This is a genomic window from Pseudoxanthomonas sp. Root65 (genome assembly GCF_001427635.1).
GTDB lineage: Bacteria > Pseudomonadota > Gammaproteobacteria > Xanthomonadales > Xanthomonadaceae > Pseudoxanthomonas_A.
In genome coordinates, this window is the sequence record NZ_LMHA01000003.1 from 294,603 (window position 1) to 307,467 (window position 12,865).

The window sequence follows — 12,865 nt, forward strand, 5'->3', positions numbered from 1 at the left end:
CACCAGCAAGGGTCTCTCCAGCACGCATCAGGGTCTTCTCCGGTGGAAGGAGGGCCCTGGTGCGCTGCTGTTTTGCTGCACTCCTGACGTTGCTGGTGCTCGCGATCGCCGGCTGTGCACGCCCGCAGGACGACCGCAGCACCGTGCGGTTCTGGGTGATGGGCTACGAAGGCGAAGTCGTCGCCAGGCTGCTACCCGAATTCGAGCGCCAGCACCCGGATATCCGCGTGGACCTGCAGATCGTGCCGTGGCTGTCGGCACACGAGAAACTGCTGACCGCCTTCGCCGGCGAGTCGCTGCCGGACGTCAGCCCGATCGGCAACACGTGGATCCCGGAATTCGCCGCGTTGGGTGCGCTGGAACCGCTGGATGACGAGATCGCCGCGACACCCGGTTTCGACCAAGCGGATTTCTTTCCCGGCGTCTGGGACACCGGCGTGATCGAGGGCCGCGCCTACGCGGTGCCGTGGTATGTCGAGACCCGGCTGCCGTTCTATCGGCGCGACATGCTGGCCAAGGCGGGCGTGGAGACGCTGCCGGTGAGCTGGGACGACTGGCGGGTCGCGATGCGCGAGGTCAAGCAGGTCGCGGGGCCGGGCAACTATTCCATCCTGCTGCCACTCAACGAGTTCGAGCCGCTGTTGAGCCTGGCGATCCAGCAGCCGGAGCCGTTGCTGCGCGACGGTGGCCGCTACGGCAACTTCCGCAGCGAAGGCTTCCGGCAGTCGCTGGGCTTCTACAAGGAGATGTTCGAGCAAGGGTGGGCGCCGGTCGTCACCAACAACCAGATCTCGAACGTCTGGGACGAGTTCGGCAAGGGGTTCTATTCGTTCTACATCTCCGGCCCCTGGAACATCGCCAAGTTCAAGGAACGCTTGCCGGCCGCCCAACAGAAGGACTGGGCGACGATGCCTTTGCCGGGTCCCAACGGCCCCGGCGCATCGCTCGCCAACGGCACCAGCTTCGTCGTGTTCAAGGATTCGCCCAACAAGGCGGCGGCGTGGCAGCTGATCGCGTGGTTGTCGTCGCCGAAGGTGCAAGCCGAATTCCATGCCTTGACCGGCGACCTGCCGCCGCGCCGCTCGCCGTGGCAGACGCCCGCGCTGGCGAATGATCCCTACGCCAAGGCCTTCCGCGAGCAGCTGGAGCGCGCGGTATCCACGCCGAAGGTACCGGAGTGGGAACGCATCGCCACCGAGATGCGGCTGGTCGGCGAACAGGTCGCCAATGGCCGCATGAGCGTGGACCAGGCGGCCGAGGAACTGGATCGTCGCGCCGACCGCATCCTGGAGAAACGTCGCTGGATGCTGGACCAGGCGGCCGAGCATGGGGCGGCACCATGAGGTCCACGCATTCGCTCGCCGGCTGGCTGTTCGCCGCGCCTGCGCTGACGGTGATCGTGGTGTTCTTCGGTCTGCCAGTGCTGGCCGCACTGGCGCTCAGCCTGACCGACTTCGATATCTATGCGCTGGCCGACATCGGCAACCTGCGCTTCGTCGGCGTCGACAACTACGTTGGCCTGCTGCAGAACCCGATGTTCTGGAAGTCGCTCGGCAACACGGTCTATTTCGTGGTGGTCGGCGTGCCGCTGTCGGTGGCGCTGTCGCTGGGCGCGGCGCTGCTGCTGCACTCCAAGCTCGGCCGATTCAAGAGCTTCTTCCGCACGGCGTTCTTCGCGCCGGTCGTCACCACGGTGGTGGCGGTGGCGGTGATCTGGCGCTACCTGTTCCACACCAAATACGGTCTGGTGAACTGGGGCCTGTCATGGGTCGGCATCGACCCGGTCGACTGGCTGGGCGATCCCACCTGGGCCATGCCGACCATCATCCTGTTCGCCGTCTGGAAGAACTTCGGCTACAACATGATCATCTTCCTGGCCGGCCTGCAGAGTATTCCGGAAGACCTGTACGAGGCGGCGCGCATCGACGGTGCCTCGCGCTGGGCGCAGTTCCGCCACGTCACCCTGCCGCAGCTCGGCCCCGTGCTGCTGCTGGTCGGCATCCTGACCATGGCCGGCTACTTCCAGTTGTTCGCCGAACCCTACGTGATGACGCAGGGCGGCCCGCTGGAAAGCACCAAGAGCGTGCTGTACCTGATGTACGAGGAAGGCTTCAAGTGGTGGAACCTGGGCAATGCGTCCGCGGTGGCCTTCCTGCTGTTCGTGCTGATGACGGCGGTGACCAGCGGCCTGCTGTGGTTCGCCCGCAAGCGGGGCGTGGAATGAGTCCGCGGATCGCCACCGTCGTCGTCAACGCCTTGCTGGTCGCGCTGGCGATCGTCAGCATCGGTCCGCTGCTGTGGATGCTGTCGGTATCCTTCATGCAGACCGGTGAGGCCGGCCATTTCCCGCCCCCGCTGCTGCCATCGGCACCGACGCTGGACAACTACCGCGAACTGTTCGTGCGTGCCGGCATGGGGCGTTACCTGCTCAACAGCTTCATCGTGTCCACCAGCGTCATGCTGCTGTCGCTGCTGTTCAACACCATGGCCGGTTATGCCTTCGCCAAGCTGCGCTTCAAGGGACGCGACCGCACGTTCCGCGTGCTGCTCGCCGCGCTGGTGATTCCCGCGCAAGTCGCGATGATGCCGCTGTTCCTGCTGCTCAAGCAGATGGGCCTGGTAAACACCTACGCCGGCGCCATCGTGCCCGGCATGGCGGCGATCTTCGGCATCTTCCTGGTACGCCAGTACGCGCGCTCGATCCCGGACGAACTGCTGGAAGCCGCGCGCATCGACGGCGCCAGCGAAGCACGCATCTTCTTCCAGATCGTGTTGCCGGGATTGAAGCCGATCCTGGTGACGTTGGCGATCTTCAGTTTCCTCGGCGCATGGAACGACTTCATGTGGCCGCTAATCGTGTTGAGCGACGACAGCCTGCAGACCCTTCCGGTCGCGCTGGCAGGCCTGTCGCGCGAACACGTCATGGACTACGAACTGATGATGGCCGGTTCGGTCGTCACTATCCTGCCGGTGCTGCTGCTCTTCCTGGCCTTGCAGCGCTATTACATCCAGGGCCTGTTGCTGGGCAGCGTCAAAGGCTGACCGGGGAACCGGATCGTCGCGGAGCTTGAATCACCATGAACATCGAACCGTCATTCCCGCGCAGTCGGGAACCCCGTGACTTCGCTTCCCGCAAGGCTGCACTGGCTTGCGGCGTGCTGCTCGCGTGCGCGGCGCCTGCCTTCGCCGCACAGGAGGGCGTCCGCATCCTCGACGACTTCAGCGATGCCTCCGCGTGGCGCGTGGTGACGTCCAACCAGGTCAGTGGTGCGCTGCGTACGGTCGACGGCGTGGACGGCAAGGCGCTGTGCCTGGACTACGACTTCAACGGCGTATCGGGCCATGCCGGCATCCAGCGCGACCTGCCGTTGTCCTATCCGGCCAACTACCGGTTCGGCTTCCAGCTGCGCGGGGATTCGCCGCGCAACGATCTGCAGTTCAAGGTGGTCGATGCTAGCGGCGACAACGTCTGGTGGGTCAACCGGCCGAAGTACGAGTATCCGATCGTGTGGACGCCGGTGCGTTACAAGCAGCGGCAGATCGACAAGGCCTGGGGCCCGGACCCGGATCGTGTTCTGCGACGGAGCGAGAAACTGGAGTTCACCGTCTACAACAACGCGGGGGGCAAGGGCTCGGTCTGCTTCGACCAGCTGACGTTCGAGTCGCTGCCGGTCGACGATGGTTCGCCACTGACGGGCAAAGCGAGCGCATCGCTCGCCTTTCCGGCCGGCGCCGCGGGGTTGGCCGTCGATGGCAACTCCGACAGCGCGTGGGCAGCGGATCTGCGCGGCGAACAGGATCCGCAGCTGACGCTGGACCTCGGCAAGGTGCGCGAGTTCGGTGGCCTGGTGCTGCGTTGGAAGCCAGGTCAGCATGCGTCGGACTATCTGGTGCAGTTGTCCGACGATGGCGTGCGCTGGCGCGATGTCCGTACGGTCGTCGGTGGCAACGGGGGTGTGGACTACCTGGCGCTGCCGGAGTCTGAGGCGCGATACGTGCGCCTCGCAATCGGCGACGGGCCCGATCATGCGTTTGCGCTGGCAGAGCTGGAAGTGAAGCCACTCGCCTTTGCCGCGCATCCCAACGATCTGTTGAAGGCGATGGCGGCGGAATCACCCAAGGGCTGGTTCCCGCGCGGCTTCAGCGGCGAGCAGCCGTACTGGACCATCGTGGGCCTGGATGGTGGGCGAGAGCAGGGGCTGATCGGCGAAGACGGTGCCATCGAGATCGCCAAGGGGGGCATCAGCGTCGAGCCGGTCGTGCAGGTCGATGGTCGCTGGATCGGCTGGGCCGACGTGGTGTCCACGCAATCGCTGCAGGACGGCTATCTGCCGATCCCGACGGTGGCGTGGAAGCACGCGGACTTCGCGTTGACGACCACGGCGTTCGCTGCGGGCACGGTCGGCGACTCGCGAGTGGTCGCCCGGCATCGGTTGACCAACACGGGCAAGCTGTCGCGCGAGTATGTGCTGGCGCTGGCCGTGCAGCCGTGGCAGGTCAATCCGCCCAGCCAGTTCCTCAACACGACCGGCGGTTTCAGTCCGATCAACGATCTGGCGATCCGCGATGGCGTGGTCAGCGTGAACGGGCGCGACAGTCTGCGTTTCGCCAGGCCCGATGCGTCATTGGCATCACGATTCGACGAAGGGCTGGTGCGTGAGCAGCTGGCATCGATGGAGGCGATGGGCGACGGTACCGACGTGCAAGTGACAGGAGAGGCGAGCGGACTCGCTTCCGCCGCCGTGCTGTACCGCATCACGCTGGCACCGGGTGAGAGCCGGGACATCGACTGGGTCGCCCCCCTCGAAGGTACGCTGCCCGCGACGATCGACGCGATCCGAGACCAGCAGGCCACAGCGGCGATGTGGCGCGGCAAGCTCGGCGAAATGAAGCTGCAGGTCCCCGCCGAAGGCCAAGCCATCGCCGACACCCTGCGCACCGCGCTCGCGCACATGCTGATCTCGCGCATCGGCCCGCGCTTGCAGCCCGGTACGCGTTCGTACTCGCGCAGCTGGATCCGCGATGGTGCGATGATCTCCGAGGGCCTGCTGCGCCTCGGCCGTCCGGAAGTGGTCAAGGAGTACGTCGAGTACTACGCGCCGTACCAGTTCGAGAACGGCAAGGTGCCGTGCTGCGTCGACGACCGCGGCAGCGATCCGGTGCCGGAAAACGACAGCCACGGCGAGCTGATCTTCAACATTGCCGAGTACTACCGCTACACCGGCGACAAGGCCTTCCTGAAGAAGATGTGGCCGCACGTGCAGGGCGCTTTCGTCTACATGGAGGCACTGCGACTGAGCGAGCGCACCGAGGCCAACCGCGCGGTCAATGCGGCCTTCTACGGCATGATGCCGGCGTCGATCAGCCACGAAGGCTACTCGGCCAAGCCGATGCATTCGTACTGGGACAACTTCTGGGCGCTGCGCGGCTACAAGGATGCCGTCGAGGTCGCCGATGCGCTGGGCGAGACGGCGGCGTCGAAGCGCATGGCCGCCTCGCGCGACCAGTTCCGCGACGACCTGTACGCATCGTTGCGCGCGGCCACGCAGAACCATGGCATCAACTACCTGCCGGGTGCGGCCGAGATCGGCGATTTCGATCCCACGTCGACCACCATCGCATTGGCACCGGGCGGCGAGCAGGGCAAGCTGCCGGCGGACCTGCTCTACGGCACATTCGAGCGCTACTGGACCGAGTTCGTGCAACGCCGCGACGGCCAGCGCGCGTGGAAGGACTACACACCTTACGAGTGGCGCAACGTCGCCGCGTTCGTCCGCCTGGGCTGGCGCGAGCGCGCGTGGGAAGTGGTGGACTTCTTCTTCAAGGACCGCGCGCCGCCAGCATGGAACCAGTGGGCGGAAGTGGTGTCTCGCACGCCGCGTACGCCGTTCTTCGTCGGCGACCTGCCGCACGCCTGGGTGGGTTCGGACTTCGTGCGCTCCGCGCTGGACATGTTCGCCTACTCGCGCGAACTCGACGACAGCCTCGTGCTGGCGGCCGGCGTGCCGGCGGCGTGGCTGGACGGCGAGGGCATCGCCATCGACGGCCTGCGCACGCCGAACGGCGTGCTGGGCTACTCGTTGCGCAGGACGGGTGGCGACGTCGTACTGGAAGCGAAAGCCGGACTGAAGCTGCCGCCCGGCGGTCTGGTGCTGACGTGGCCGTACAAGACGGCGCCCGGTGCGACCCGGATCAACGGCAAGCCGGCGCAGTGGAAGGAGGGCGAACTGCGCATCACCGCGCTGCCGGCACGCGTGGTGGTGACGTCCCCCTGACCTGTAGAACGCAGCGAGCTTCACTGCGTGTCGCAGCCGATCGTACGCAGCGCCGAGCAAGTCCGGCTCTACGCCTGGCGCGGAATCCGTCCCGGTGCATCGATCCGCAGAGCGGAGCTCGCTCCGCTGCGTGTTGCGTCGAATTTCCCTTAGCCGGATAGGTGCGGCTCCACGTCGCGTCGCGGGACGGGGTACATTGCCGGGCAACGTCCCTGTCCTGTCGTTGTCATGGTCGCTGACAACTCGCGCATCCCGCTCTGGCCACTGCCACTGTTGCTGACGCTGCTGTTCGTAGTCGCGGCACACACCGCCTATCTGTTGTCGATCGAGGGCGGCCACGTGCCGGCCTGCATTCCCTATCTCGATGGGTGCGTGTCGATCAGCCGCGCCGCCCGGCACGGGTGGGGCAACCACCTGTTCCGGCTGCTGGTGATTCCCTGCGCGGTGCTGCATGCGCTGGTGTGGCTGCTGGCGGCACGCTGGTTGCGGGGTGGCACGGCGATGCTCGCGCTCGGCGTGCTGTCGGCGGCGGCGCTGGCGGTGTACGCCACCTTCCTGGGCACGGAGGGCGAGACTTACCGTTTCCTGCGGCGATATGGCGTGGTGGTGTACTTCGGGTTCGGCTATCTGGCGCAGTTGGCGTTGATGCGGCGCGCGTCGTTGTCGAAGGCGCTGCCACCGCGCCTCATCGTGGCGATGTCATGGATATCGATCGCGATGCTGATGCTGGGTGTCGCGAACGTCGCGGCTGGCCAACTCGCGACCGATCCGGCGACGAAGGATCGCTGGGAGAACATCGTCGAGTGGTGGCTCGGCCTGCTGATGGTCGGCTGGTATGCCGTGCTGGCCATGGGGTGGCGACGGCAAGGCCTTGGCGTGGAACTGAAGAGCCGTGACCCGATGTAGGAGCGACGTGAGTCGCGACCGCGGGGATGAAATGCCATGGGCTCGGCTGGGTGAGGTCTGTCCCCAACATAGAAGACCGGTTCCTCTATCTACGGATGTTGCGCGAACCCGGTGTACGCACGGTCCCGACTCACGTCGCTCCTACACGTCGGGAGACGTGTCAGCGGCGCACGCTTTTCACGATGGCGGCGGCCTTGGCCGAGCTCTCGGTGACCTTGTCCCACTCGCCGTTGTCGAGCCAGCTCTTCGGCACCATCCACGAACCGCCGATGCACACCACGTTGGGCTGCGACAGGTAATCGGCGGCGGTGTCTTCGGTGATGCCGCCGGTGGGGCAGATCTTCAGTTCCGACAGCGGGCCGGCGAGGCCCTTGAGCATCGCCAGGCCGCCGACGGCGGTGGCGGGAAACAGCTTGCAGACGCGGAAACCACGCGCCATCAGCGCCAGCAGTTCGGTCGGCGTGGCGGCACCCGGCACCACCGGAATGTCGGCGGCGGCCAGCGCATCGGCGAGTGCCGGTGGCGTGCCCGGCGTGACCAGGAAGTCGGCGCCCGCATCGATGGACTGCGTCATCTGCTCGGTCGTCAGCACCGTGCCGGCGCCGATCACGATGTCGGGCAGTTCCTTCTTCAGCATCGCCAGCGCCTCCATCGCGACCGGCGTGCGCAGCGTCAGTTCGATCGCCGGCAGCCCGCCTTTCAGCAGCGCCTCGGACACCTTGCGCGCCTCATCCAGCGTGTGGACGGTGACGACCGGCAGGATGCCGGCGGCGCGGAGGAGGGATTCGGCTTTCTGCTGGCGGGCTTCGATGGTCATGGCGTGTCGATCAGTTGGAGTGAGTCCCTCTCCCGACGGGAGAGGGGTTGGAGAGAGGGCGACGAAGGTCAGGGCAGTTCACCATCACCATGACACCTGCCCTCATCCACTCTTCGGGCAGTTTCTCTCAGAGGGAGAAAGGAAAAGCTCAGGCATCCTTTGCCTCATGCGGTGCCTCTGCCGCATGCGCGGCATCGCCCAGTTCGTATTCGGCATCGTATTCCCAGGTGCCGTCGTGGTAGGGCAGGCCGCAGGAGATGGACATTGCGCCGCGGTCGGCGGGCGTGACCACGTCGCGGCTCACCGCGAACAGGTTGCGGCCCAGGTCCAGTGCAGCCGGTGAGGTGTTGGGCGCCATTTCGCGTGCGGCCCATTCCGCATCATCGACCAGCGCTTCCAGCGTGCCGGCCTCCGCATCGAGGCGGATGATGTCGCCCTCGCGCAGTTTCGCCAGCGGACCACCGCGTGCGGCTTCCGGGGTCAGGTGGATGGCGGCGGGGATCTTGCCGGATGCACCGGACAGGCGGCCATCGGTCACGAGTGCGACGCGACGCCCCTGGTTCTGCAGCAGGCCCAGCAGCGGGGCCAGAGAGTGCAGTTCCGGCATGCCGTTCGCACGCGGACCCTGGTAACGCACCACGGCCACGAAGTCCTGCGGCAACACGCCTGCGGCATGCAGCTTGTTGAGCGCGCGCGGATCGTCGACGACCACGGCGGGGGCCTCGATGTAGCGGTATTCGGCCTTCACCGCGGAAGTCTTGATCAGCGAGCGACCCAGATTGCCGCGCAGCAGGCGCAGGCCGCCCTGGGCCTCGAACGCGCGAGTGACCGGGCGTACGACATCTTCGTCCGCGCTCTGCGCGACACCGGGGGCGTAGGCGAGCTTGCCCTCCTGCAGGCGCGGTTCCTCGCAGAACGCGCGCAGGCCGCCGGGCACGATGGTGGTGATGTCGTGCATCAGGCCGGCATCGAGCAGTTCGCGGAATACGAACTGGATGCCGCCGGCCGCAGCGAAGCGGTTCACGTCGGCGTCGCCGTTCGGATACACGCGTGCGAGTAGCGGCACGGTCTGCGCGATCAGGTCCATGTCGTCCCAGGTCAGCACGATGCCGGCCGATCGCGCCACCGCGATCCAGTGGATCGTGTGGTTGGTGGAGCCGCCGGTGGCCATCAAGGCGACCATCGCATTGACGATGGCGCGCTCGTCGATCAGGCGTCCGATCGGGCGATAGTCGTCGCCCAGCGCGGTGATGCTGAGCGCGCGCTCAGCGGCGGCGCGAGTCAGCACGTCGCGCAGCGGTTGGTCGGGATTGACGAACGAGGTGCCCGGCAGCTGCAGGCCCATCGCCTCCAGCAATACCTGATTGGAATTGGCCGTGCCGTAGAACGTGCAGGTGCCGGCCGCGTGGTAGCTCGCGGCTTCGGCTTCCAGCAGTTCTTCGCGCGTGGCTTCGCCGGCGGCGTAGCGTTCGCGGACGGCGGCTTTTTCCTTGTTGGGGATGCCCGGCGACATCGGGCCAGCCGGCACGAATACCGCCGGCAGGTGGCCGAAGGCCAGTGCGCCCATCAGCAGGCCGGGCACGATCTTGTCGCACACGCCCAGGTAGAGCGCGGCGTCGAACATGTCATGGCTCAGCGAGATCGCCGTGGCCTGCGCGATCACGTCGCGCGAGAACAGCGACAGTTCCATGCCGGGCCGGCCCTGGGTCACGCCGTCGCACATCGCCGGCACGCCACCGGCGACCTGCGCCGTGGCGCCGAGGTCGCGCGCGACCTTGCGGATGATCTCGGGATAGTGCTCGAACGGCTGGTGCGCCGACAGCATGTCGTTGTAGGCGTTGATGATGCCGAGGTTCGGCGTCACGTCGGCGCGCAGGCGGCCCTTGTCGGTGGGGCCGCAGGCGGCGAAGGCATGCGCCAGGTTGCCGCAGCTAAGGCGCGCGCGTTGCGGGCCGTCGCGATGGGCGGCGTCGATGCCGTCGAGGTAGGCGCGGCGCAACGGTGCGCTGCGCTGGCGGATGCGTTCGGTGACTTCCTGGATGCGGGGGTGCAGGCTCATGGGCGTAGGGCTAGGCTGCAGACGCGGACATTCTGCATGGCGTGGCGAGAGGAGGCCGTGAGGCGCAGCCCTTCCGGCATCTCCAGCGCGTGGAGGGGGAGGGCGGGGAACGACGGCGACGGCATGATGCTTTCTACCGCCTTTGCCGCAGGCGCGAAAGCGACCAAAGGCAGACCAGTCTCCGCTGCGAGGCCTTGCGCGTGTTGCGTTGCAGCGCGCATCTGCGCAAAACCTCAGGCGCGGGCCGCGCTTTTCGGACCGAACAGTTCGACCGCGTACGCCGCCGCACCCAGCAGGCCCGGCCGCGGATGCATGTTCGCGAGCGTCGGCACGCGTCCCATCGCTGGCGAGAAGCGGCCTTTGTGTTCGAAGCGCTGGCGGAAACCCGAATGCTGCAGCGACGTGAGCAGCTTCGGCACCAGCCCGCCGGTGAGGAACACGCCGTCCCAGGCACCTGTGGTCAGTACCAGGTCGCCGGCGATCGCGCCGAACACCGCACAGAACACATCCAGCGTGCGCACGCAGCGCGGATCGCCGGCGGCGGCGCGTGCGGTGACGTCCTTCGGTTCGATCGGACCGCCCGGGTCCTCGCCCGCGATCTCGCTGAGCGCGCGGTACAGGTTCACCAGGCCCGGGCCGCAGATCAGGCGTTCGTTGGAGACACGGCCGAACTGGGCCGACAGGATGTCGAGGATGCGGATTTCTTCCGGCGTGCCGGGCGGAAAGCTGACATGGCCGCCTTCGGTTTCCAGCGGATACGCGCGGCCGTCGCGGATCACCAGCGCGGCCACGCCCAGACCCGTGCCGGGACCGATCACGGCATACGTGCGCGGCACCGACAGCGGTGCCGGCGTCCATTGCGCGCCGCCGATCGCGACCACGTCGCGCGGCGTCAGCAGCGACACGGCCATCGCCTGCGCGGCGAAATCGTTGACCAGCTTCAGACCCTGGAAACCGAGCGCCTGCCGCGTGCGGTTGACCGAAATGACCCACGGATGGTTGGTGATGCGGGCTTCGTCGCCATCGACACGGCCGGCAACGGCAAAGACGCCGTTCTGTGCGGTGGCCCCGGTCTCGTCCAGGTAATGCTGCGCGGCATCGGCAAGCGACGGGAAATCGGCCACCACGAATTCGCGCACGCTCTCGTCCAGCAACGGCACGCTGGCGGAGGCGTCGGCCAGCGCGAAGCGCGCATTGGTGCCACCGATGTCGGCAAGGAGGACGCGATCGGTGCTGCTCATGCGGCAAACATCCTGTTCGATGCGGGGTGGCTTCCAAAACGGGTCCGCTGCATTCGCCTGGTCGATCCTGTGCTGCCGGGAAGGGGCCACATCGCGTGGGCGGCGCATGATAGCGCGCACCTGCGCGGCCGGTGCGCAGGCGCGCACGAACGCGCGCCATCCGTATACGTATGCGCGGTTTCGCGATGGACGTGTGCGATGGCGGATCTGCGGAGACGCGAGTGGGACATGGACGGCGAAGGGAAGCGAAGGGCCCGGGCCACGTGCGCACGCTGTCCGCTTGCGTGGTGAAAACGGTTACATGGCAGAATAGCGCAACTTCCCGCACGGCGGAACGGGAGGCCGGGTGCATCGCCCACGCGGGCAGGCCCGTACCGGGAGGGCCGGGCCGCCGCGAACAATCACGGGCGTCGCCCGACCGGAGCAATGATGGCCAGTGTCCAACTCGACCGCGTGCGCAAGGTGTACGACAACGGCCAGGTGGCCGTGCACGGGGCCAGTTTCGAGATCGCCGACGGCGAGCTCATGGTGCTGGTCGGTCCGTCCGGCTGCGGCAAGTCCACGCTGCTGCGGATGATCGCCGGCTTGGAGGAGATCTCCGAAGGCAATCTGCTGATCGGCGAGCGGCGCGTCAACGACGTGGCGCCGAAAGACCGCGACATCGCCATGGTGTTCCAGAGTTACGCGCTGTACCCGCACATGACGGTGGCCGAGAACCTCGCCTTCGGGTTGAAGCTGCGCGGGGTGCCGCGCGCCGAGATCGACCGGCGCGTCCGCGATGCGGCGGAGACGCTGGGCATGACCGACATGCTGGGCAAGCTGCCGCGCGAGATGTCCGGCGGACAACGCCAGCGCGTGGCGCTGGGCCGGGCGCTGGTACGCGAGCCGTCGGTGTTCCTGCTCGACGAACCGCTGTCGAACCTGGATGCCAAGCTGCGCCATTCCGTGCGCACCGAGATCGGCCGCCTGCATCGCAAGCTCGGCGCGACGATGATCTACGTGACCCACGACCAGGTGGAAGCGATGACGCTGGGGCAGCGGATCGTGGTGCTGAAGGACGGCGAGATCCAGCAGATCGACACGCCGATGGCGCTGTACGAGAAGCCGGCCAACCTGTTCGTCGCCGGCTTCCTTGGCAGCCCGGCGATGAACGTGCTGCACGGCATGCTGCAACAGGCCGACGGCCTGCACCTGGCGCTGGACAGTGGTGGGCAGATCCCGCTGGGCCATGCGGCGGTCCCGGAGGCGTGGATCGGGCGACGCATCGCCCTGGGCATCCGTCCGGAACACCTGCAGCCTGCCGGCATTGGCAAGCTCGCATTCGAGGCGCATGTCGACCTGATCGAGCCGGTCGGCAACGAAGTCTTCGTCAACCTGCGCTTCGTCGGTCAGCCGCTGGTGGCACGCATGCCGCCGCAGGTGTTGCCGGAGCCGGGGCAGGGCCTGCGCGTCACGGTCGAGAACGCGGCGCTGCACTGCTTCGATCCGGACAGTGGCCTGCGCATCGGCTGAGGTCGTCCGAGACGACAGAAAAAAAGAAAAGGGAGGCCACGGCCTCCCTTTTCCT

General features: G+C 67.1%; 9 protein-coding genes. 6 read left to right on the top strand and 3 right to left on the bottom strand.

Features of this window, described 5'->3' with window-relative positions; all coding sequences use genetic code 11:
• Positions 1-59: 59 nt before the first annotated feature.
• The 5 genes from ASD77_RS16075 to ASD77_RS16095 all read left to right on the top strand — a co-directional run bounded on the left by ASD77_RS16075 (position 60) and on the right by ASD77_RS16095 (position 7,181).
• The gene (locus tag ASD77_RS16075; protein WP_235578566.1) at positions 60-1,343 is read left to right on the top strand and encodes a sugar ABC transporter substrate-binding protein; all 1,284 of its coding nucleotides are present in this window, start codon (positions 60-62) and stop codon (positions 1,341-1,343) included.
• Positions 1,340-2,224 carry a sugar ABC transporter permease gene (locus ASD77_RS16080; protein ID WP_055944286.1) on the top strand — a complete coding sequence of 295 codons (885 nt, stop codon included), beginning with the start codon at positions 1,340-1,342 and terminating at the stop codon, positions 2,222-2,224. The genes ASD77_RS16075 and ASD77_RS16080 overlap by 4 nt, the downstream gene beginning before the upstream one ends.
• Positions 2,221-3,042 (top strand): carbohydrate ABC transporter permease, encoded by an 822-nt coding sequence (locus tag ASD77_RS16085; protein WP_055944288.1) that lies wholly within the window; start codon positions 2,221-2,223, stop codon positions 3,040-3,042. The genes ASD77_RS16080 and ASD77_RS16085 overlap by 4 nt, the downstream gene beginning before the upstream one ends.
• A gap of 35 nt (positions 3,043-3,077) precedes the next feature.
• Positions 3,078-6,275, top strand: coding sequence for a discoidin domain-containing protein (locus tag ASD77_RS16090; protein WP_082563377.1), 3,198 nt, complete (start codon positions 3,078-3,080; stop codon positions 6,273-6,275).
• A gap of 228 nt (positions 6,276-6,503) precedes the next feature.
• Positions 6,504-7,181 carry a hypothetical protein gene (locus tag ASD77_RS16095; protein ID WP_055944291.1) on the top strand — a complete coding sequence of 226 codons (678 nt, stop codon included), beginning with the start codon at positions 6,504-6,506 and terminating at the stop codon, positions 7,179-7,181.
• Positions 7,182-7,341: 160 nt separating this feature from the next.
• Here the strand turns inward: ASD77_RS16095 and ASD77_RS16100 are convergent, their stop codons facing one another.
• The 3 genes from ASD77_RS16100 to glk all read right to left on the bottom strand — a co-directional run bounded on the left by ASD77_RS16100 (position 7,342) and on the right by glk (position 11,298).
• The gene (locus tag ASD77_RS16100; RefSeq protein ID WP_055944293.1) at positions 7,342-7,998 is read right to left on the bottom strand and encodes a bifunctional 4-hydroxy-2-oxoglutarate aldolase/2-dehydro-3-deoxy-phosphogluconate aldolase; all 657 of its coding nucleotides are present in this window, start codon (positions 7,996-7,998) and stop codon (positions 7,342-7,344) included.
• 148 nt (positions 7,999-8,146) lie between these two features.
• Complete coding sequence (gene edd, locus ASD77_RS16105) at positions 8,147-10,057, bottom strand: phosphogluconate dehydratase (protein WP_055944296.1); 1,911 nt, start codon at positions 10,055-10,057, stop codon at positions 8,147-8,149.
• Between the two features lie 233 nt (positions 10,058-10,290).
• A complete protein-coding gene (gene glk / locus ASD77_RS16110; RefSeq protein ID WP_055944299.1) occupies positions 10,291-11,298 on the bottom strand; it encodes a glucokinase in 1,008 nt (335 codons plus the stop codon).
• Between the two features lie 429 nt (positions 11,299-11,727).
• Here glk and ugpC point away from each other — a divergent pair, with 429 nt between their 5' ends.
• Positions 11,728-12,810 (top strand): sn-glycerol-3-phosphate ABC transporter ATP-binding protein UgpC, encoded by a 1,083-nt coding sequence (ugpC, locus tag ASD77_RS16115; RefSeq protein WP_055945052.1) that lies wholly within the window; start codon positions 11,728-11,730, stop codon positions 12,808-12,810.
• The last annotated feature ends 55 nt before the right edge of the window (positions 12,811-12,865 follow it).

Excerpts from the sequence above, each read along its gene's own strand:
- edd (WP_055944296.1), bottom strand. The coding sequence starts at position 10,057 with ATGAGCCTGCACCCCCGCATCCAGGAAGTCACCGAACGCATCCGCCAG.
- ASD77_RS16095 (WP_055944291.1), top strand. The coding sequence starts at position 6,504 with ATGGTCGCTGACAACTCGCGCATCCCGCTCTGGCCACTGCCACTGTTG.
- ASD77_RS16100 (WP_055944293.1), bottom strand. The coding sequence starts at position 7,998 with ATGACCATCGAAGCCCGCCAGCAGAAAGCCGAATCCCTCCTCCGCGCC.
- ugpC (WP_055945052.1), top strand. The coding sequence starts at position 11,728 with ATGGCCAGTGTCCAACTCGACCGCGTGCGCAAGGTGTACGACAACGGC.
- ASD77_RS16080 (WP_055944286.1), top strand. The coding sequence starts at position 1,340 with ATGAGGTCCACGCATTCGCTCGCCGGCTGGCTGTTCGCCGCGCCTGCG.
- ASD77_RS16090 (WP_082563377.1), top strand. The coding sequence starts at position 3,078 with ATGAACATCGAACCGTCATTCCCGCGCAGTCGGGAACCCCGTGACTTC.
- ASD77_RS16085 (WP_055944288.1), top strand. The coding sequence starts at position 2,221 with ATGAGTCCGCGGATCGCCACCGTCGTCGTCAACGCCTTGCTGGTCGCG.
- glk (WP_055944299.1), bottom strand. The coding sequence starts at position 11,298 with ATGAGCAGCACCGATCGCGTCCTCCTTGCCGACATCGGTGGCACCAAT.